Annotated in this window: 13 protein-coding genes; 9 read left to right on the top strand and 4 right to left on the bottom strand. The window is 73.6% G+C overall.

The window, feature by feature from the left end; translation table 11 throughout:
- The first annotated feature begins 96 nt into the window (after positions 1-96).
- From OO54_RS33435 to OO54_RS33420, 4 genes are all read left to right on the top strand, one after another.
- Positions 97-3,870 (top strand): S8 family peptidase, encoded by a 3,774-nt coding sequence (locus tag OO54_RS33435; protein ID WP_033209987.1) that lies wholly within the window; start codon positions 97-99, stop codon positions 3,868-3,870.
- A 138-nt stretch (positions 3,871-4,008) separates the two neighbouring features.
- Positions 4,009-5,451, top strand: coding sequence for a protein phosphatase 2C domain-containing protein (locus tag OO54_RS33430; RefSeq protein WP_033209986.1), 1,443 nt, complete (start codon positions 4,009-4,011; stop codon positions 5,449-5,451).
- A gap of 27 nt (positions 5,452-5,478) precedes the next feature.
- Entirely contained in the window at positions 5,479-7,221 is a 1,743-nt protein-coding gene (locus tag OO54_RS33425; protein ID WP_033209984.1) for a pyruvate dehydrogenase, read from the top strand.
- Positions 7,222-7,289: 68 nt separating this feature from the next.
- A complete protein-coding gene (locus OO54_RS33420) occupies positions 7,290-7,694 on the top strand; it encodes an ATP-binding protein (RefSeq protein ID WP_026058037.1) in 405 nt (134 codons plus the stop codon).
- Between the two features lie 42 nt (positions 7,695-7,736).
- Here the strand turns inward: OO54_RS33420 and OO54_RS33415 are convergent, their stop codons facing one another.
- A complete protein-coding gene (locus tag OO54_RS33415) occupies positions 7,737-8,843 on the bottom strand; it encodes a DUF2637 domain-containing protein (RefSeq protein ID WP_017238271.1) in 1,107 nt (368 codons plus the stop codon).
- A gap of 204 nt (positions 8,844-9,047) precedes the next feature.
- The gene (locus OO54_RS33410) at positions 9,048-9,914 is read right to left on the bottom strand and encodes a (2Fe-2S)-binding protein (protein ID WP_033210016.1); all 867 of its coding nucleotides are present in this window, start codon (positions 9,912-9,914) and stop codon (positions 9,048-9,050) included.
- Between the two features lie 462 nt (positions 9,915-10,376).
- On the opposite strand from OO54_RS33410, the gene OO54_RS33405 reads away from it, so the two are divergent.
- Positions 10,377-11,174, top strand: a complete 798-nt coding sequence (locus OO54_RS33405) for a GntR family transcriptional regulator (protein ID WP_200146581.1) — start codon at positions 10,377-10,379, stop codon at positions 11,172-11,174.
- Positions 11,175-11,293: 119 nt separating this feature from the next.
- A complete protein-coding gene (locus tag OO54_RS33400; protein WP_033209982.1) occupies positions 11,294-12,979 on the top strand; it encodes a WD40 repeat domain-containing protein in 1,686 nt (561 codons plus the stop codon).
- Between the two features lie 69 nt (positions 12,980-13,048).
- On the opposite strand, the gene OO54_RS33395 is transcribed toward OO54_RS33400, so the two are convergent.
- On the bottom strand, positions 13,049-13,837 hold the full coding sequence (locus OO54_RS33395; RefSeq protein ID WP_078905474.1) for a hypothetical protein: 789 nt from the start codon (positions 13,835-13,837) through the stop codon (positions 13,049-13,051).
- Between the two features lie 289 nt (positions 13,838-14,126).
- Positions 14,127-15,824 carry a PucR family transcriptional regulator gene (locus OO54_RS33390; protein ID WP_033209979.1) on the bottom strand — a complete coding sequence of 566 codons (1,698 nt, stop codon included), beginning with the start codon at positions 15,822-15,824 and terminating at the stop codon, positions 14,127-14,129.
- 306 nt (positions 15,825-16,130) lie between these two features.
- On the opposite strand from OO54_RS33390, the gene OO54_RS33385 reads away from it, so the two are divergent.
- From OO54_RS33385 to OO54_RS33375, 3 genes are read left to right on the top strand one after another with little or no spacing between them, the layout of a single operon-like run.
- The gene (locus OO54_RS33385) at positions 16,131-17,021 is read left to right on the top strand and encodes an FAD binding domain-containing protein (protein ID WP_033209978.1); all 891 of its coding nucleotides are present in this window, start codon (positions 16,131-16,133) and stop codon (positions 17,019-17,021) included.
- A gap of 2 nt (positions 17,022-17,023) precedes the next feature.
- Positions 17,024-17,611, top strand: coding sequence for a (2Fe-2S)-binding protein (locus OO54_RS33380; protein WP_033209977.1), 588 nt, complete (start codon positions 17,024-17,026; stop codon positions 17,609-17,611).
- Between the two features lie 2 nt (positions 17,612-17,613).
- On the top strand, positions 17,614-20,001 hold the full coding sequence (locus tag OO54_RS33375) for a xanthine dehydrogenase family protein molybdopterin-binding subunit (RefSeq protein ID WP_017238278.1): 2,388 nt from the start codon (positions 17,614-17,616) through the stop codon (positions 19,999-20,001).
- Positions 20,002-20,253 lie beyond the last annotated feature (252 nt).

Here is a 20,253-nt window from a genome sequence, read left to right as displayed (position 1 = left end):
CGCCCTCACCTCTGCCAATGTGGCGCCACCGCAGCACCAACCGCCTTCGGATACGGGACCTTTGCTCCCTTTTTCCGAATTCAGATGGGGAGAGCGATGCGCCCGATTTCGCGTACGGCCCTGGGAGCGGCGACCGCCGCCGTCCTGGCCGTCACCGCGGTCTCGCCGTCCATGGCAGACGAGCCACAGGACGGCACGGCCGGCAAGCGACCGCTGGTCGGCAGCGAGGCCCCGGCCCGCGCCGGGGGAGCGGCCGGCAGCCGGACCGCCACGGTGACCCTGGTCACCGGCGACCGCGTCCTGGTCACCCGCGACGCCGCGGGCGACCCGGCGGCCACGGCGCTGCCCGGCGAGGACGGCACCGTCCCCTTCGTCCAGACCCGACGCTCCGGCCAGGACCTGTACGTCTACCCCGAGGGCGCCACCCGGGCGCTCGCCGCCGGACGCGTCGACGAGGAACTGTTCAACGTCACCGGACTCGTCCGCCAGGGCTACGACGACGCGGCCACCACGACACTGCCCCTCATCGCGGTCTACGGCTCCGACGTCGCCCGCTCCGTCCCGGCCGCCCCCCGCGGCGCCCGGCGCGGCCAGGTCCTCAAGGCCGTCGACGGCGTCGCCCTGACGGCGGAGAAGAAGCAGGCCGCCACCTTCTGGGCCGAGGTCACGGCGCCCGGCGCCCGCTCCGCCGCCGGACTGAAGAAGCTCTGGCTCGACCGCAAGGTCGAGGCCACCCTGGAGGAGTCGACGAAGCAGGTCCACGCCCCCGAGGCCTGGGCGGCCGGCTACGACGGCACCGGCACCAAGGTCGCCGTCCTCGACACCGGTGCCGACGCCGAACACCCCGACCTCAAGGGCCGCATCGCCGCCTCGGAGAACTTCACCGACTCCGACAGCGCCGACGACCGGCAGGGTCACGGCACCCACACCATCTCCACCGTCGGCGGCTCCGGCGCCGCCAGCGGCGGCAGGAAGAAGGGCGTCGCCCCCGGCGCCCAGCTCCTCAACGGCAAGGTCCTCAACGACTCCGGCTCCGGTGCCGCCTCCTGGATCATCGCCGGCATGGAGTGGGCCGTCGCCCAGGGCGCCGACGTCGTCTCCATGAGCCTCGGCAGCCCCGTCCCCACCGACTGCACCGACCCGATGAGCGTCGCGGCCGAGGAACTCGCCCGTAACCAGGGCACGTTGTTCGTCATCGCCGCGGGCAACTCCGGGCCGACGCACAACACCGTCTCCTCGCCCGGCTGCGCGCCCGGCGTGCTCACCGTCGGCGCCACCGACCGCGACGACTCCACCGCGTGGTTCTCCAGCCGCGGCCCGACGATCGTGAACCACACCCTCAAGCCCGAGATCGCGGCGCCCGGCGTCGGCATCTCCGCCGCCGCGGCCGGCGGCCGGGGCGTCTCCGCCTACCAGTCCATGTCCGGTACGTCGATGGCGGCCCCGCACGTCGCGGGCGCCGCCGCCATCGTCAAGCAGCGCCACCCCGACTGGACCGCCCGGCAGGTCAAGGCGGCCCTCGTCTCCTCCGCCGACAGCGACCTCCCCGGCGACGTCCGCGAGGTCGGCGGCGGCCGGCTCGACGTGAAGGCCGCCATCGACCAGACGGTCCTCGGCGCCCCCGCCGTCCAGGGCGGCACGTTCGCCTGGCCGCAGGACAGGAGCGACCGGACCACGGTCTCCGTCCCGTACACCAACGGCTCCGGCGCACCCGTCACCCTGACGCTGGCCGTCGACAAGGTCACCGGCAACGACGGCTCCGCCGTCCGCTCGTCCGTCGCCCGCCTCGGCGCCCGCACCGTCACCGTCCCCGCCGGTGCCACCGTGCAGGTCCCGCTCGAACTCGACCCCGACGCACGCCTGGAGCGCGCCCAGTACGGCGACGTCACCGGCCGCGTCCTCGCCACCGGACCCGGCGGCATCCACGTCTCCACCCCGTTCTCGCTGTACGTGGAGCCCGAGACGGTCACCCTGCGCGTCAAGCTGATCGACCGTCAGGGCAAGCCCGCCGCCGGCGCCTCGTCCCTCGACGTCATCGGCACCGACGACGCCACCGGCGAACGGCGCTTCAACGACGGAGCCGCCGACCAGGTCTACCGGCTGCGCCCCGGCAGCTACTTCCTCTCCTCCTTCGTCACCACGCCCGACGCGGGAGAGGGCGCCACGCTGAACGACTCGCTCAGCTACCTCGGCCGCCCGCAGCTGGAGCTGAAGGGGGACACCACCGTCGTCCTCGACGCCCGCACGGCGCACCGGCTGTCGGTGAAGACCGACCGCGCCTCCGAACTCCGCGGCGCCACCCTGGCGTTCGCCCGTTCCTGGGACGGCTTCTGGCTGCACGCCGGGACCGCCGCGGGGCCGCGCACCATACGCGGCTACTACGCCTCGGTCGAAGGTGGCGCCGACGAGGGCGACTTCGAGTTCGGCAGCTACTGGCGGGCCGCCGCACCGCAGATCACCTCGCTGCGCACCGGCGACGGCCTGACCCTGCACCCGCTCACCGGCACCATCGGCTCCGACAACCTCGACGGCACGGGCTCCGCCCGCCTCGTCGACGCCGGCACGGGCACGCCGGACGAACTCAAGGCCGCCGGGGTCCAGGGCCGCATCGCCCTCGTCCGGCTGCCGGACGACTCCAGCGCCGCGAGCGCCCTCGCCCGGAACGCCAAGGCCGCCGGTGCCGTCGCCGTCGTCGCGTACCACTCGGCCCCCGGCCGCTGGTACCCGGCCGGAGGCTTCGCGGGCCTGGGTCTCCCCGTCCTGTCCCTCCCGTCCGACGAGGCCGCCGCGCTCCTCGGCGAGCTGGCGGCCGGCGAGGTCACCCTCGCCTGGAAGGCCACCGCGAAGAGCCCCTACCTGTACAACCTCGCCTTCCCCGAGGCCGGAGCGATCCGCGACGACCGCGCGTACCGGGTCCGCGACCACGAGCTCGGCCGCACGGACTCCACCTACGGGTCGGCGGGCATCGCCACCGACTTCGTGGACTTCCCGGCGGCGCGCCGCCCGGACGGCGTCCGCGTCGGCTTCGGCTCGCTGGAGGCGGTCCCCGCTCCCGGCGCCCGCACCGAGTACTACTCGACCGGCGACACCACCTGGGAGCCGATGGTCGGCAGCAGCTTCCCGTTCGGCGAGATCATGGTCGGCACCCCGCACGCGTACACGGAGGGCGAACACCGCACCGAGAAGTGGTACGACGGCGTCCTCGCCCCCACCGCCCCGCAGGACGGCGCCGGGAAGCCGGTCCTCGTCGCCGAGCGCCAGGGCAACCTGATCGGCTTCGCGAACGCCATGTGGGGCGACAACACCCACTACGCCGTGCCCGGCTCCTTCGGCGACATCGGCAACGTGAGCCTGAGCCGCGACGGCGAGGAGCTCGGCCGGAGCAGCTGGCCGTTCGGTGTCTTCGAGGTACCGGCCGAAGCCGGGACGTACAGGCTCGAACAGAACACCATGAAGATCGGCAGCAAGGTGTGGGCCCGCTCCACGTCCGTCAACTCGGTGTGGGAATTCACCTCCAAGCTCGACGAGACCGTCTATTCTCAGGGCATCCCGATTCTCTTCCCCCGGTACAACCTTCCGGAGGACGGACTCAAGACCCTCGCCGCGACCGACGGCCAGCAGATCGGCCTCACCGCGACGGGTCACGCGGGCTACACCCCCGCAGCGCTCACCTCGGCCAGGCTGTCGTACTCCTACGACGGAGGCACGACCTGGACCGAAGCGCGGGTCTCTCGGCAAGGCGGCGGCTGGACCGCGACCGTGGACCACGCGGGCGCGACCGGCAAGCAGGTCACGCTGAGGACCGAACTGACGGACGCCAACGGCAACTCCGTCACCCAGACCGTGATCCGCGCTTACGACGTGCGCTGATCACGCCGGTCCGCCGGGCGTCCTTCCCGTGGGGGGTGGGGCCGCCCGGCGGACCACCCATGTGCGGACCACCCGTTTGCAGCAATGGTTTTCCTGGTGTCCCGTTTTCGGGCGCCGCGAGCGGTGGACAATAAGGGCATGACTCAGCAGGGGGACAACTGGTGGGACAAGCTCTACGACGACGCGGCGCCGGACACGGCCCCGACGGTCTCGGGTGACACGCTCGACGACCACTTCGACACGGCGCCCCGCGCCACGACCGGCCCACCGGGCGGGACGCCCCCGCCTCCGAACCCGCCGCCCGCGCCGGCGGCGGTGCTCCCTTCCCTGCCGCCCCCCGTGCCCGGCCGGGCACCCTGGGAGGTGCCAGAGGCGGGTCCCCGGACCTTCCCGCCGCCGCCCCCGGCCGCCCCGCCCGTCGAGACGCCCACCGTCCAGGTGTCGCTGCTCCCGGGGCCGGCGACCGAGGGGCCGGCGGTCGAGGGGCCGGCGGTCGAGCAGCCGGCACCCGCACCGGCGACCGACGTCACGGCCGACCCCGGCACCGACACCGAGCTCACCGTGGAGGTCTCCGTCCCCGTCGACCTGCCACGGCCGCGGACCGGCTTCGTCGGCAGCAGACCGCCCACCTACGAGGCGGAACCCACCGCCCTGCCCGTCGCCCGCCCCGGCGAACTCGCCGACCTGGTACCCGACACCGTCCTCGACGGCGCCCGCTACGGCACCTGCACCCTGCGCGCCGCCTCCGTGCGCGGCGACTCCGCCCGCTACCGGGGCGAGCCCCGCCGCGACGCCCTCCTCACCGCCCGCTTCGGCCACGACGAGACCGCGCTCGTCCTCGTCGCCGTCGCCGCCGGCTCCCGCGCAGCCGAGGACGCCCACCTCGCCGCCGCCGACGCCTGCCACTGGATCGCCGAGGCCGTCTGCCGCAGCCACGCCCGGCTCTCCGAGGACATCAGGTCGGGCCGGCGCGGCGACCTGAAGTCCGGTCTGCACCGGCTCACCGACCGCACGTACGGCAAGCTCAGGGCGCGCGCCTCCGAACGCGGCCTCGCCCCCGACGAGTACACCGCGACCCTGCGCTGCCTGCTCGTGCCGGCCGACCCCGAGTGCCGCACCCGGGTCTTCTTCGGCATCGGCGGCGGAGGCCTCTTCCGGCTCCGCGAGGGCGCCTGGCAGGACCTGGAGCCGCTCCTGCCCGAACCGGCCGCCGTCGTCGGCGCACCCGTCCTCGGCTTCGGCTCGCCGCCCGCCGCACAAGAGGCGACCGAGGAGGGCGACCGGCTCACCATGGACCTCGGCATCACGACCGCTCCAGGGCCGCTCATCGAGCAGCCCGTACCGGCGCCGCCCGAACCGTTCAGGTTCCGCGCCTCCGTCGCCCGCCCCGGCGACACCCTGCTCCTCGCCTCACCGGGCCTCGCCGAGCCGATGCGCGGCGAACCCGCCCTCGCCCGCGCGCTCGCGGACCGCTGGGCCGACCGGGAGCCCCCCGGCCTCGCCGCCTTCCTCGCGGACACCCAGCTGAGGGTGACCGGCTACGCCGACGACCGTACGGGGGTCGCCGTCTGGGAGGCGTAACGCGCCGGGCCGTGTGTTGATGGAGCCATGGCCAAACAGAACGTGGCGGAGCAGTTCGTCGACATCCTCGTGCGCGCGGGTGTCCGCCGCTTGTACGGAGTGGTCGGCGACAGCCTGAATCCGGTCGTCGACGCCATCCGCCGCACCCCGGAGCTCGACTGGGTCCAGGTGCGGCACGAGGAGGTGGCGGCCTTCGCCGCGGGCGCCGAGGCCCAGATCACCGGTGGCCTCGCCGCCTGCGCGGGCTCCTGCGGACCGGGCAACCTGCATCTGATCAACGGCCTGTACGACGCCCACCGTTCCATGGCCCCGGTGCTCGCCCTCGCCTCGCACATCCCGTCGAGCGAGATCGGCCTCGGCTACTTCCAGGAGACCCACCCCGACCAGCTGTTCCGCGAGTGCAGCCACTACAGCGAACTCATCTCCAACCCGGAGCAGATGCCCCGGCTGCTGCACACGGCGATCCAGCACGCGGTCGGGCGCGGCGGCGTCAGCGTCGTCTCGCTGCCCGGCGACATCGCCTCCCAGCCGGCCCCCGAGAAGACGTCGGGGACCGCGCTCGTCACCACCCGGCCCACTGTCCGGCCCGGCGACGGCGAGATCGAGGCGCTGGTCCGGATGATCGACGCGTCCGACCGGGTGACGCTGTTCTGCGGCAGCGGCACCGCGGGGGCGCACGCCGAGGTGATGCAGTTCGCCGAACGGGTCAAGTCACCCGTCGGCCACGCCCTGCGCGGCAAGGAGTGGATCCAGTACGACAATCCGTACGACGTCGGCATGAGCGGACTGCTCGGGTACGGCGCCGCCTACGAGGCCACCCACGAGTGCGACCTGCTGATCCTGCTCGGCACCGACTTCCCGTACAACGCCTTCCTGCCCGACGACGTCAAGATCGTGCAGGTGGACGTCCGGCCCGAACGCCTCGGCCGCCGCTCCCGGCTCGACCTCGCCGTCTGGGGAGACGTCCGCGAGACCCTGCGCTGCGTCATCCCGCGCGTCCGCGCCAAGACGGACCGACGCTTCCTCGACAAGATGCTCAAGAAGCACGCCGACGCCCTGGAGGGCGTCGTCAAGGCCTACACCCGCAAGGTCGAGAAGCACGTCCCCGTCCACCCCGAGTTCGCCGCCTCCGTCATCGACGAACTCGCCGACGACGACGCCGTGTTCACCGTCGACACCGGCATGTGCAACGTCTGGGCGGCCCGCTACCTCTCGCCCAACGGGCGGCGCAGGATCATCGGCTCGTTCACCCACGGCTCCATGGCGAACGCCCTGCCGCAGGCCATCGGCGCCCAGTTCACCGACCGGAACCGGCAGGTCGTCTCGCTCTCCGGCGACGGCGGGTTCTCCATGCTCATGGGCGACTTCCTCACCCTCGTCCAGTACGACCTGCCCGTGAAGGTGATCGTCTTCGACAACTCCTCGCTGGGCATGGTCGAGCTGGAGATGCTCGTCGCGGGGCTCCCCTCGTACGGAACGACGAACAAGAACCCCGACTTCGCCGCCATCGCCCGCGCCGCCGGTGCGTACGGCGTCCGCGTCGAGAAGCCCAAGCAGCTGGCGGGCGCCCTCAGGGACGCCTTCAAGCACAAGGGCCCGGCCCTGGTCGACATCGTCACCGACCCCAACGCGCTCTCCATCCCGCCGAAGATCAGCGCCGACATGGTGGCCGGCTTCGCCCTCTCCGCGGGCAAGATCGTCCTCGACGGCGGCGTGGGCCGGATGCTCCAGATGGCCCGCTCCAACCTCCGGAACGTGCCGCGCCCCTGAGGGAATGCGGGCGCCCCGGTGGGGCATGCATCCCCGTGAGCCTGTTCGACGACGTGTGGGTGGGGGTTATGGCCGGGGAGGCGCGACAGCCGACTCAACTGCTCAGGAAGGTGGGATGCGCCGATCTCACCGCGGTGCCGGAGGTACGACATGCCTTACGCGAACTGCTGCGGAAGTGGGGCGGACCGGGCGCCTCCGACGTGGCCGAACTGCTCACCAGCGAACTGGTGACCAACGCCCTGGTCCACACCGACCACGGGGCCGTCGTCACGGCGACGGTCGTCCCCGAGCAGCTCAGGGTCGAGGTCCGGGACTTCGTCCCCGGCCTCGAGACGCCGCACGCACCGCCCGCCGACGACGGTACGCACGGCAGGGGACTCGTCCTCGTCCAGGCCCTGGCCGACTCGTGGGGGGTCGAGGACAGCGGCGTGGGCAAAGTGGTGTGGTTCGAACTGAACGGTGGGGCCGCCTGAGAGGCGGCCCCACCGGTTTGCGGGATCTCCACGATCCCCCGCTCAGCCGAACTGCTGCTCCAGATCCTTGAGCTTGCGCTCCAGGGAGTCGAGCCGGGGCAGCGTCTGGGTGTCGTCCTCGGCGGTGAGGTCCACCATCCGGGAGTCCGCCGAGCGGGACTCAGCGCCCCTCACGGCTTGCAGGGAGGGCCGGGGTCGAAGCGGCAGCTGTCCGGGGTCCGCTATGGCGGGCTCCGCGACGGCGGCCTGCACGGCAGCCGTCGCGGAGCCCGCCCCGGAACCGGCACCCGGTCCCGAGCCGGCCGCGGCGTTGAGCGCCGCCATCTCGACCTGACGGCCCCCGCCCCGGCCGAGCCCGAAGGCACGGTGCTGACGGTTGATCGCCTTGAGCCGCGCCCGGTCGAGCTTGACCTGGTCGCGCCGCCGGATCCGGCTCTGCTCCTTCTCCCGCCGGTCCTCGCGCACCTCGTCGACCGCCTCGTCGAGGGTGCGTACGCCCTCCAGGAGCATCAGCGACCATGCGGCGAAGGTCTCCCGGGGAGCCCGCAGCCACCGGACGATCCGGATCTGCGGCAACGGGCGGGGCACCAGGCCCTGTTCGCGCAGCGCCGCCCGGCGGGTCTGCTTGAGGGCCCGGTCGAAGAGGACCGCCGCCGAGAGGGACATGCCCGCGAAGAACTGCGGGGCGCCGTCGTGGCCCAGGCCGCGCGGGGCGTGGACCCAGTTGAACCAGGCCGCCGCGCCCGCGAACAGCCAGACGAGGAGGCGCGAGCCGAGGGCCGCGTCACCGTGGCTGGCCTCGCGGACCGCGAGTACGGAACAGAACATGGCCGCGCCGTCGAGGCCGAACGGGACGAGGTACTCCCAGCCCCCGGCGAGGTTGAGGTTCTGCCGGCCGAAGCCGACGAGCCCGTGGAAGGAGAGGGCCGCGGCGACCGCGGCACAGCAGAAGAGGAGGACGTAGGACGCGGTGCCGTAGACCGCCTCCTTGCGTCTGCGGCGCTCCTCGCTGCGTTCCCAGGAGTCCTCGGCCGCGGCCTGGTCACCGGCGCGCTTCCCGCGCGCGAGCACCGCCACCGCCGTCAGGACTCCGGCCACCATCACGCCACCCGGAAGCAGCCAGTCCAGCGATATGTCGGTCAGTCTCATGCGGTGTCCCTTGCATCGCAGTAGGGCGTTTGGCGGCCCATACTGGCCGACCCCGTGCGGTGCTCAAGGGGTTTCGGGGCAAGAGCACGCCATCGGGGGCCCACGGCATACGAATAGGTGCGATCTGGTCGAACGCACATGCAGGGGACGGGAATTGAGTTCGATTTACGCCACCCGTGCGGGTGGCGTAATCACCCGGGAGCCTCAGGCGGTCGCGGTCAGCCGGCGGACCCGCTCGGCGTCGCAGGTGCGCGGGCAGGTGAGGCAGGTGTCCTCGGGGCGCAGGGTGTAGAAGAAGCAGCACGTCGCCCGGTCGCGGGTGGCGCGCGGGGTGCCGTCGGCGTCCTCGGCCCCGGCCAGCTCGCGGAAGCCCGCGGCGCCGGCGTACGGCTTGTACGGCTTGGCGGTGCCCGGCATCAGGAGGTCGAGCTCGGTCATCGCCCGCCGCTCCTCGCCGAGCAGGGCGGCGACGTACCAGAGACCCTCGACGATCTCGTCCGTGGCCATGCCCCACAGGGCCCGGCGGCCGCGCTTCATCCGGGACCCGAAGCCGCCGAGCACCTCCTCGAAGTGCTCGGCGAGGGAGGCGCGGACCTCGGCCCGCAGCGCCTCCTCGTCGGCGACGACCCGGGCGCCGGGGAGCGCGGCGGCGGGGTCCCCCGGCAGGCAGGCGAACTCGTCCACCCGGACCGACATCCGGCCCAGCGCGCGCTGGAAGGCGACGTTCCGGGTGGGCAGCCGGGGCACCCGCCGGTGCAGGAACCACGGGACGGTGACGAGGAGGCAGGCGGGCCAGGCGTAGCGGTGCAGTCCGAAGCTCGCGACGACGTCGGGCCGGGCCTGGGTGCCGTAGTCGCGCAGCACCTGCGCGTTGTCCCAGGCGAGGAAGGCGTCGAGGGCGGGGCCCCCGGCCGCGAGCTCGTCCGCGCCCACCCAGCCGGCGCCGCGCGGCAGCCGTTCGCCCCGGGCCGGTTCCTCTATCCGCAGGCCGGAGAAGGCCTCGGCGAGTCGCGCGTAGGAGGCCGCGACGGGCGAGGCGGGCGGAGCGGGCAACAAGGCGGGGACGGTCATGTGGACCACCGAATCGCGATCGTAGGCAGGTTAGCCTTACCTTACCCGATTCGGGATCATCTCTCACACCGCCGCCCGCCCCGACCTGCGGGGCGGGCGGCGGGGCCTGCCCAGGCCGATCGCGGCCGGGCTCGCGCCCGATCCGCCGGGACACCCCTCGCCCCCGCCACGCCGGTCCGTTCGCCTATGGTGCACAGAGGACCCGGGCCACGCGAGCCGGGCCCGGCACGAGGCCCCAGGAGGACCCGGGTGGAGCAGAGCGCAGCGCGCGAGCGGGCGACGGACCGACCGTCCCCGCCCTTCGGCGACGCCGCACGGGTGCCCGAACAGGCCCGTCCCGCCGAGCCCGGACACCCCGACGGCACGGCAGGCGCCCCCGTGGCGGAGGACGGCCGTGACGGGTACGGCGGCCGCGGCCCCGTGGCGGAGGACGGCCGTGACGGGTACGGCGGCCGCGGCCCCGTGGCGGAGGACGGCCGTGACGGGTACGGCGCCCGCGCCCCCGTGGCGGAGGACGGCCGTGACGGGTACGGCGCCCGAGGTCCCGCGTACGTCCCCGATCCCGCCCGGACGGGTGACGTCCCGGTCGCCCGCGGCGAGCACACCCACGGGGGGCCGGCGGCCCGCGCCCCCCGGGAGGTGCGGCGGCACTCCGTGCGCGGGCAGGTCCTGGACGCCCTCCGCACCGCTCTCGTCGGCGGCGAGCTCGTGCCCGGCGAGGTGTACTCCGCGCCCGCCCTCGCCGAGCGCTTCGGGGTCTCCGCGACGCCCGTGCGCGAGGCCATGCAGCGACTGGCCGTCGAGGGCGCCGTCGAGGTCGTGCTGAACCGCGGCTTCCGCGTCACCGAGCGGACCCCGCGCGAGCTCGCCGAACTCGCCGAGGTCCGGGCGCTCATCGAGGTGCCCGTCATGCTGCGGCTCGCCCGCACCGTCCCTGCCGAGCGCTGGGCCGAGCTCCGGCCGCTCGCCGAGGCGACCGCGGCGGCCGCCGCACGGGGGGACCGCGCCCACTACGCCGAGACCGACCGCGCCTTCCACCGCGCGGTCCTCTCCCTCGCCGGCAACACCCAGCTCCTCGCCGTCGCCGACGACCTCCACCGCCGCTCCCAGTGGCCCCTGATCAGCGCCCCCGCCCTCCGGCACGGCGACCTCGTCGCCGACGCCGCCGAACACACCGCCCTCCTCGCCGCCTTGATCGCCCAGGACCTGACCGTCGTCCAGTCCCTGGTGCGGGAGCACTTCGCGGGCTCGGAGGGCTGAGGCACTCCCCGGGAGGCCCGCCGCCGCGGCGGGCTCGGTCGACGAGGCACCCGCGGCCCCCGGGGCGACTAGAGTCGGAGGCGTCAGCCGCCCGCACCGTCGTGCCCGTGAGGTGCCCCATGACGTCGTCCGTGACCCCGTCCTCGGCATGGGACGGACGCCGACCCGTCACCGGCACGGAAACCGAGGCCGCGGCCCTGCTCGGCTGGCTGACCGACCCCGAGGCTCCGCGGCTCTGCGTGGTCACCGGTGCGGCGGGCAGCGGGAAGACGGCCCTGCTCGGGTGGTTCGCCGCCTACGGCCCACGGGCCGGCCGGCCGCGCCGGCGGGCGGGCCGGGTGCTCGTGCCGCTGGCCGGGCAGAGCGTGCTCGGTGCGACGTGGACGATCGCCGACCGGCTCGGCGTGGTGGCGAAGTCGCCCGGCGACCTCGTGCACGCGCTCGCCACCAGCGAGGCGCGGCCCGCGGGTCGGGCCGTGCTGCTCCTGACGGACCTGCACGCGGCGGCCGAGCCGGCCGAGCTCACCCGGCTGATCGGGGAACTCGCCGGCGTGGGCCGGATCCGCCTGGTGGTCGAGGCCAGGAGCGGCAGCCCGGCCCCGGCCGTACTCCGCGCCGAACGCCGGGTCGCGCTCGTGGACCTGGAGGGGGACCCGGTACCCGGTGGATCCGGCCCCTCGGCACCCGCGCCACGGCGGCTGCCGGACCTCTCCGACCCGGTCGCGGTCTGCGCGGCCGACCCGCTGCTCGTCACCACCGCGTACGTCACCGGGGCCGCGCCCGCCGGCCTGGCCGGCACCCTGGACGGCCCCGAGGCCCCCGCCCGCCCCGGCGAGGGAGCCGCGGACGACCACGGCGGGCTGCGCGCCGCCTGGATGCGGGCCGGCCAGTCCCTCTGTCGCGAACAGGCCCCGGCGGAACGCGCGTTGGTACTGCTTGCCGCACTCGGCGACGGAGCGGACCCCCGGCTGCGACCGGCCCTCGCCGACCTCGCGCAGGGTGCGCCCTGGAGGCTCCGGTGGGCCCGTCACCGGGGCGATCTGACCCCGCCCTGGCCGGGTCCGGTCACCGTCCTCGGCTCGGCCGGCGGACCGCTGGAGGGGACGCTGCTCGTCGGCGACCGCACCGGGGCCGTACGGCTGCTCCACGAGGCGGACGCGAGTCCTGGCGGGCGCCTCGCGCACACCGTCCCCGGCCGGGTCACCGCGCTCGCGCCCGCACCCGACGGCACGGTGCTGCTGCTCGACGACCGGGGCCGGCTGCACACCGTGCGCGGCACCACGCCCCGGGCCCCGTACCTGGAGCGCCTCACCGAGGCCGTCTCGGCGACCCTGGCCCGGCACCCGGGCACGGCCCTCGCGGCGATCGCGGGCTCGGTGGTGGTGGGGGACCGGCTCGGTTCCGTCCACGCCTTCGGTCTGACCGGCCTGCACCAGGCGGCCTCGCACAGCGGCCGGGTCACGGCGGTCTCCGCGGTGGACTCCGAGACCCCGTTCGTCTGCTCGGGCGGCGCGGACGGCACCGTACGGCTCTGGACCCCGGGCCGCGACCCGCGCCCCGAACCCCTCGCCGAGCGCCCGTCCCCGGTCGTCTCCCTGCACGCGACGGAGACCCCGCACGGGCCCCTGGTCGCCGCCGCCTGGGCCGACGGCCTCGTCGAGCTCCACCGTCCCGAAGGCGGCCCGAAGCTCTCCTTCCGCCCGGGCCCCCCGGTCCGCGCGGTCGCTGTCACGGGGGCGGGCGCCCTGGTCGTCGGAACCGACGAGAGCCTCGTCTGCCTCATACCCAAGTCCCGCAACGGATGACAGAGTTGAGGGGAGGCCTCGCGTGCGGGGCCTCCCCTGGTGGTCACCGGGCCTGTGCTGTACGGGACTTCAGGTGGCGGTGCGCGGTGTCAGCTGGGCCGACAGCCAGGTGGGCACCCCGTCGAGGAGATGGAAGAGGCGCCGCGCCTCGGCCCGCAGCCGGCCGGCCTCCGGTTCCGTCTCGGTGTCGGCGAGGGCGGTGAGCGCGGGGGCGGTGCCGACCAGGTAGCCGAGTTCCTCGCGGATCCGCAGCGATTCGGCGAAACCGTGCCGCGCCTCCGCCAACTCGCCGTCCCGTAAGGCGAGTCCGGCGAGGTGGCGCCAGGTGGACGACAGCAGCAGCGAGTCCCCCCGGGCGGCGGCCCCGGCGTGCGCCCTGCGGTACGCGGCGCGGGCCGCCTCCGGCGAGTCGCCGAGGTTCTGCGCGACGAGCCCGCGCCGGAAGTCGAGCAGCGGCCGGCCCTCCGCGTCGGGAGCGATCAGCGCCGCCGCCCGGCCCAGTGCCATCCGCGCCTCGTCGGCCCGGTCGCGTACCCCCAACAGCGTGGAGGCGTAGGCGAGATAGCCGCGTTCGCAGGCGGCGGCCCCGCGTTCCTCGTCGGTGCGGGCGACGGCCTCGGCGGCCCGCAGGGCATCCTCGGCGTCGGCCCAGCCCTGTTCGGTGTAGAGGCAGCGCTCGATGAGCAGCGCGGCCCGTTGGAGTGCGGCGGCGGGTTCGGTCGCGTGCGGTGCGAGCAGCGCGGCCGCGTCCGTCCAGCACCCGCGGGAGCGGAGACGCCATATGGCCGTCTCCACGGGCGTCTCCTTGCCGTAGGCGAGGGACGGATCTTCGCCACCCCTTGATTCGGAACCAGACATGGCGGTATCCGCCACATTGCCCTCCCCGAGCGCGCCATCGAGCTGTTGAGTAGACCCGCATCTCAGCACATGGGCAGCACCTGGCCAAGGGGTCAGGTGAAAGAATTCACAAGAGTCCGGGCGGTGCGCCCACCGTCGCCCGGGCCGCGGTCGACAGGCCGTCAGATCGCCGCCGGGCCCGGGATCAAGCCCTCTCGCGGCCCGCCGTCCGCTTCCGCCAACGGGCCCTCACCAGCGCGGACGTCACTCCTTCGGGCTCCACCGAAAGAGTGAATCCGCACGGAGTGGATCAGCTCATCCGCAGGGCCAGGAAGAAGTCGAGCTTGTCCTCCAGGCGGGAGAGGTCACGGCCGGTGAGCTGCTCGATCCGGCCCACCCGGTAGCGCAGCGTGTTCACGTGCAGGTGCAGCCGCGTCGCACAGCGCGTCCACGAGCCGTCGCAGTCCAGGAAGGCCTCCAGGGTCGGGATGAGCTCCGCGCGGTGGCGCCGGTCGTAGTCGCGCAGCGGGTCGAGCAGACGGGCCGTGAAGGCGCGGCGGACGTCGTCCGGGACGAACGGCAGCAGCAGCACGTGCGAGGCCAGCTCGTGGTGCCCTGCGGCGCAGACCCGGCCCGGGCGGGCGGCGGCGACCCGGCGGGCGTGCCGGGCCTCCTCCAGGGCGCCGCGGAGCCCCTCCGCGGAGGCCACGGCCGCGCTGACGCCGAGCGTGAGGCGCCCGTCGTCCGCGAGACCGGCCGACAGCGGGGCTCGTACGGCCGCCAGCAGCGCGTCCGCGTGCAGGCCGAGCGTGGTCGCCGGGCCCTCGTCCTCGCTGTCCGGGAGCGGGCCCGCGGCCAGCGGGACCAGGGCGATGGCCTCGTCGCCGCTGTGCGCGACGGCGATCCGGTCGGCGGACTCGGCGCCGACGGTCGCCGGGTCGACGAGGATCTCCTCGAGCAGCGCCTGGGCGACCGGCCCGCTGTCCACGGCGGAGCCCTGGCCGGCGTCCTGGTCCCACTCCACGCGGGCGACGACGACCTGCCAGTGCGGCGCCGTGCCGAGGCCGGGCAGCAGCACCGGGGCGGCGACCCGGAGACGGGCCGCGATCTCGGCGGGCGCGGCGCCCGTCTGCACCAGCTCCAGGACCTCCTGGGCCAGCCGTCGCCGTACCGTGCGGGCCGCGTCGCGCCGGTCCCGCTCGACCGCGATCAGCTGGGTGACGCCCTGGAGCAGGTCGAGCCGGGCGGCCGGCCAGTCGCCGGCGTCCGCCTCGACGGCGAGCAGCCAGTCCGAGAGGACCGTCTCGCGCACGTCCCGGGAGGCCGGGGCGGCGCCGCGGCCGGTGTTGCGGATCGGGAAGAGCGAGTACGTCGCCCCGGCGGCGCTCAGCCGGTGCGGGCCGCGCCGGCCCGTGCGGGTGGCGGCCAGGTGCTCCCCGGCCAGGGTCGCCGCCAGACCGGCCTCCAGGGGTTCGCCCGCCCCCGCGATCTGGCGGCCGGTGGGGGACAGGACCCAGGCCCGCAGATCCAGGTCGGAGCCCAGGAGGTCCAGGACCACCTCGGGGCCGCCGCCCGCCGGTCCCGAGGTCATCAGCCGCCGGTGCCGGTCCACGACGGCCGCCAGGTCGCCGGCCCGCTCGCCGGAGACCTGTCGAACAACGTGCTCGGTGATCGTCGCGAACGCAACGGACTCGTTGACCGCGAAGAGCGGCAGCCGGTGGCGTGAACACGCCTCCACGAGATCGTCCGGGATGTCGCCCAGCTCGGCCTCGCCGGCCGCCAGGGCGGCGACCCCGGCGGAGGCCAGGATCCGGACGAAGGGCTCGGCGTCGGACGGGTCGGCCCGCCAGGCGAGGCCGGTGAGGACCAGTTCGCCGCCCGAGAGGTACCGGCTGGGGTCCTTGAGGTCCGTCGTCATCACGCCGCGGACGGTCCGGTCCAGTTCGTCCTCGCCGCCGAGCAGGCGCAGCCCCAGCGCGTCGTTCTCCAGCAGTGCGCGCAGCCGCATCGTGTCGCCGCCGTTCCTTCGTTGGGTGAGGGTGGGTGTCGCGTTGTCGACGGTGGCGTGGTGCCAACGTTTCCAGGGGAAAACAGCGAGGTTCCTGTTCCCCGCCTTTCGTTCGAATCTACAAGACGACCAAGGGAGCCAGCCAACTCCTTCATGTTTTCGGTGACTGCACCCGGGCGATCGTGGGCTTGTGTACTAGGCCACACACCGCGTGAACAGCACATGAACACGATGTCGAGGGCCGGCCGTCCCCCCGGGCCCCACCGTTCGACCCCCGATCACCAGAATCACTAGAAGAGAGCCACCATGGACTTCCTTCGCCCCGCCAGCTGGGAGGAGGCGCTCGCCGCCAAGGCCGAGCACCCCACGGCCGTGCCGATCGCAGGCGGCACCGACGTCATGGTCGAGATCAACTTCGACCACCGGCGGCCCGAGTACCTCCTTGACCTGAACCGTATCGAGCTGCTGCGCGAGTGGGAGGTCGGCGAGGAGAACGTCCGGCTCGGCGCCTCCGTTCCGTACACCACGATCATGGAGAACCTGCGGGCCGAACTGCCGGGTCTGGCGCTCGCCTCCCACACGGTCGCCTCCCCGCAGATCCGCAACCGCGGCGGCGTCGGGGGCAACCTCGGCACCGCCTCGCCCGCCGGCGACGCCCACCCGGCCCTGCTCGCCGCGGGCGCCGAGGTCGAGGTCGAGTCCGTGCGCGGCAGCCGGTTCATCCCGATCGACGAGTTCTACACCGGCGTGAAGCGCAACGCGCTCGCGCCCGACGAACTCATCAAGACCGTCCACGTCAAGAAGGCGGACGGCCCCCAGCAGTACTCCAAGGTCGGCACCCGCAACGCGATGGTCATCGCCGTCTGCGCCTTCGGCCTGGCCCTGCACCCCGAGACCCGTACCGTCCGCACCGGCATCGGCTCCGCCGCGCCGACCCCGATCCGCGCCAAGGAGGCCGAGGCCTTCCTGAACGCGGCTCTGGAAGAGGGCGGCTTCTGGGACAACGGCAAGATCATCACCCCGTCGATCGCGAAGCAGTTCGCCGACCTCTGCTCGGGCGCCGCCAACCCGATCGACGACGTCCGAGGCACCGCCAAGTACCGCCGCCACGCCGTCGGAATCATGGCCCGCCGCCAGCTCGGCTGGACCTGGGAGCAGTACCGGGGCACCGGTCGCACGCTTGAGGGAGCTGCATAACCATGCGCGTCAATTTCACGGTCAACGGTCGTCCGCAGGAAGCCGACGACGTCTGGGAGGGCGAGTCCCTCCTCTACGTCCTGCGTGAGCGCCTGGGTCTGCCCGGCTCCAAGAACGCCTGCGAGCAGGGCGAGTGCGGTTCCTGCACGGTCCGTCTCGACGGCGTGCCGGTCTGTTCGTGCCTCGTCGCCGCCGGTCAGGTCGAGGGCCGCGAGGTCGTCACCGTCGAGGGCCTCGCCGACTTCGCCAAGGAGCGTGCGGAGCACGCCGGTTGCGACTCCGGCGCCTGTGGCACCTCGCTCGACGCCGCCAAGAGGTGGGAGGCCAAGCCCGGTCAGGACTCCCAGACCGGCGAGGGCGTCGAACTCTCCCCGATCCAGCAGGCGTTCATCGACGCCGGCGCCGTCCAGTGCGGCTTCTGCACCCCCGGTCTGCTGGTCGCGGCCGACGAGATGCTGGAGCGCAACCCGTCCCCGACGGACGCGGACATCCGCGAGGCGCTCTCCGGCAACCTCTGCCGCTGCACCGGTTACGAGAAGATCCTCGACGCGGTCCGCCTCGCGGCCGCCCGTCAGGGAGAGGCGGTCTGATCATGGCTGGCACCACCACGGGCATCCCCCGCGACGTCACCCAGAACCACGTCAAGGGCGGCATCGGCGAGTCCACCCTCCGCCCCGACGGCACCCTGAAGGTCACCGGCGAGTTCGCCTACTCCTCGGACATGTGGCACGAGGACATGCTGTGGGGGCAGGTCCTCAGGTCCACCGTCGCGCACGCCGAGATCGTGTCCATCGACACCGCCGAGGCCCTCGCGATGGACGGCGTCTACGCCGTCATGACGCACGAGGACCTGCCGGCCGCGAAGAACTACGGCATGGAGTTCCAGGACACCCCGGTCCTCGCCTACGGCAAGGTCCGTCACCACGGTGAGCCGGTCGTCCTTGTGGCCGCCGACCACCCGGAGACCGCCCGCCGCGCCGCCGCCAAGGTCGTCATCGAGTACCGGGAGCTCCCGGTCATCACGGACGAGGCCTCGGCCACCGCTCCGGACGCGATCCTGGTCCACGAGGGCCGCGACGACCACCACTCCGGTCACGTCCCGCACCCCAACATCGTGCACCGCCAGCCGATCATCCGCGGCAACGCCGACGAGGCCGCCAAGCGGGCCGACGTCATCGTCAAGGGCGAGTACACCTTCGGCATGCAGGACCAGGCCTTCCTCGGCCCCGAGTCCGGCCTCGCCGTACCGGCCGAGGACGGCGGCGTCGACCTCTACGTCGCCACCCAGTGGCTGCACTCGGACCTCAAGCAGATCGCCCCCTGCCTCGGCCTGCCCGAGGAGAAGGTCCGCATGACGATGGCCGGCGTCGGCGGCGCCTTCGGCGGCCGCGAGGACATCTCGATGCAGATCCTCGCGTCGCTGCTGGCCATGCGCACCGGCAAGCCGGTCAAGATGGTCTACAACCGGTACGAGTCCTTCTTCGGGCACGTCCACCGTCACCCGGCGAAGCTCTACTACGAGCACGGCGCCACCAAGGACGGCAAGCTCACGCACATGAAGTGCAAGATCGTGCTCGACGGCGGCGCCTACGCGTCGTCCACGGCGTCGGTCGTCGGCAACGCCTCCTCCCTCTCGGTCGGCCCGTACGTCATCGACGACGTGGAGATCGAGGCGATCGGCCTCTACACCAACAACCCGCCCTGCGGCGCCATGCGCGGCTTCGGCGCGGTCCAGGCCTGCTTCGCCTACGAGGCCCAGATGGACAAGCTCGCGGCCAAGCTGGGCATGGACCCGGTCGAGCTGCGCCAGCTCAACGCCATGGAGCAGGGCACGATCATGCCGACCGGCCAGGTCGTGGACTCGCCGGCCCCGGTCGCCGAGCTCCTCCGCATGGTCAAGGCACGCCCGATGCCGCCGGAGCGCCAGTGGGAGACCGCCGGCGAGGGCGCGGACGTCCGCGCGCTGCCGGGCGGCCTGTCCAACACCTCGCACGGCGAGGGTGTCGTACGGGGCGTCGGCTACGCGGTCGGCATCAAGAACGTCGGCTTCTCCGAGGGCTTCGACGACTACTCGACCGCCAAGATCCGCCTCGAGGTCATCAACGGTGAGCCGGTCGCGCTGGTCCACACCGCCATGGCCGAGGTCGGCCAGGGTGGCGTCACGATCCACGCCCAGATCGCCCGTACCGAGCTCGGTGTCCAGCAGGTCACCATCCACCCGGCCGACACCCAGGTGGGCTCGGCCGGTTCGACCTCCGCGGGCCGCCAGACGTACATGACCGGCGGCGCCATCAAGAACTCCTGCGAGATCGTCCGCGAGAAGGTCCTGGAGATCGGCCGGCGCAAGTTCGGCTCGTACCACCCGGCGTGGGCCAACGCCGAACTCCTCCTGGAGGGCGGCAAGGTCGTCACCGACAACGGCGAGGCCCTCGCCAGCATCGCGGACGTCCTGGAGGACCAGGCCGTGGAGGTCGAGGAGGAGTGGCGGCACCGCCCCACCCAGGCCTTCGACCTCGTCACCGGCCAGGGCAACGGGCACGTCCAGTACGCCTTCGCCGCGCACCGCGCGGTGGTGGAGGTGGACACCGAACTCGGCCTGGTCAAGGTCATCGAGCTGGCCTGCGCCCAGGACGTCGGCAAGGCGGTCAACCCGCTCTCCGTGATCGGCCAGATCCAGGGTGGCACCACCCAGGGCCTGGGCGTCGCGGTGATGGAGGAGATCATCGTCGACCCGAAGACCGCGAAGGTGCGCAACCCCTCCTTCACGGACTACCTGATCCCGACGATCCTCGACACGCCGACCATCCCGGTCGACTACCTCGAGCTGGCCGACCCCAACGCGCCGTACGGCGTCCGGGGCATCGGCGAGGCCCCGACCCTGTCGTCCACCCCGGCCGTCCTCGCGGCGATCCGGGCCGCGACGGGCCTGGAGCTCAACAAGACGCCGGTCCGCCCCGAGGCGCTCACCGGCACCCTGTAGGACTCTCCGGGCGGTGTGTGCCTCCCAGGAACGTCACACTTCCCCGCCCGCACCGCCCGGAGTAACCCCCCAGCACCACCCGCTCCACCCGCTCACCCGCAGTACCCGCTCCACCCGCAGTGTCGATTCACTCCGTTCGCCTCGGGCCGTCCCCCGGGTCGTGCAGCCCACGCAGCATCCCAAATCCCGCAGCTTCACCAGATCAGAAACCTTCGAAGTCTGATGCGGGTGCCCCTTTGAACCTTGGGAGTA

The sequence above is a fragment of the Streptomyces wedmorensis genome, from assembly GCF_000716445.1.
GTDB lineage: Bacteria > Actinomycetota > Actinomycetes > Streptomycetales > Streptomycetaceae > Streptomyces > Streptomyces wedmorensis.
Note: the sequence above shows the minus strand (reverse complement) of the source record. Positions and strands in the feature narration are given on the sequence as shown.

What these genes read in the sequence shown, in the direction of transcription:
- OO54_RS33385 (WP_033209978.1), top strand. Translation starts at nt 16,131, where the DNA reads ATGGACTTCCTTCGCCCCGCCAGCTGGGAGGAGGCGCTCGCCGCCAAG.
- OO54_RS33395 (WP_078905474.1), bottom strand. Translation starts at nt 13,837, where the DNA reads ATGTCTGGTTCCGAATCAAGGGGTGGCGAAGATCCGTCCCTCGCCTAC.
- OO54_RS33420 (WP_026058037.1), top strand. Translation starts at nt 7,290, where the DNA reads ATGGCCGGGGAGGCGCGACAGCCGACTCAACTGCTCAGGAAGGTGGGA.
- OO54_RS33400 (WP_033209982.1), top strand. Translation starts at nt 11,294, where the DNA reads ATGACGTCGTCCGTGACCCCGTCCTCGGCATGGGACGGACGCCGACCC.
- OO54_RS33375 (WP_017238278.1), top strand. Translation starts at nt 17,614, where the DNA reads ATGGCTGGCACCACCACGGGCATCCCCCGCGACGTCACCCAGAACCAC.
- OO54_RS33410 (WP_033210016.1), bottom strand. Translation starts at nt 9,914, where the DNA reads ATGACCGTCCCCGCCTTGTTGCCCGCTCCGCCCGCCTCGCCCGTCGCG.
- OO54_RS33415 (WP_017238271.1), bottom strand. Translation starts at nt 8,843, where the DNA reads ATGAGACTGACCGACATATCGCTGGACTGGCTGCTTCCGGGTGGCGTG.
- OO54_RS33380 (WP_033209977.1), top strand. Translation starts at nt 17,024, where the DNA reads ATGCGCGTCAATTTCACGGTCAACGGTCGTCCGCAGGAAGCCGACGAC.
- OO54_RS33430 (WP_033209986.1), top strand. Translation starts at nt 4,009, where the DNA reads ATGACTCAGCAGGGGGACAACTGGTGGGACAAGCTCTACGACGACGCG.
- OO54_RS33435 (WP_033209987.1), top strand. Translation starts at nt 97, where the DNA reads ATGCGCCCGATTTCGCGTACGGCCCTGGGAGCGGCGACCGCCGCCGTC.
- OO54_RS33425 (WP_033209984.1), top strand. Translation starts at nt 5,479, where the DNA reads ATGGCCAAACAGAACGTGGCGGAGCAGTTCGTCGACATCCTCGTGCGC.
- OO54_RS33390 (WP_033209979.1), bottom strand. Translation starts at nt 15,824, where the DNA reads ATGCGGCTGCGCGCACTGCTGGAGAACGACGCGCTGGGGCTGCGCCTG.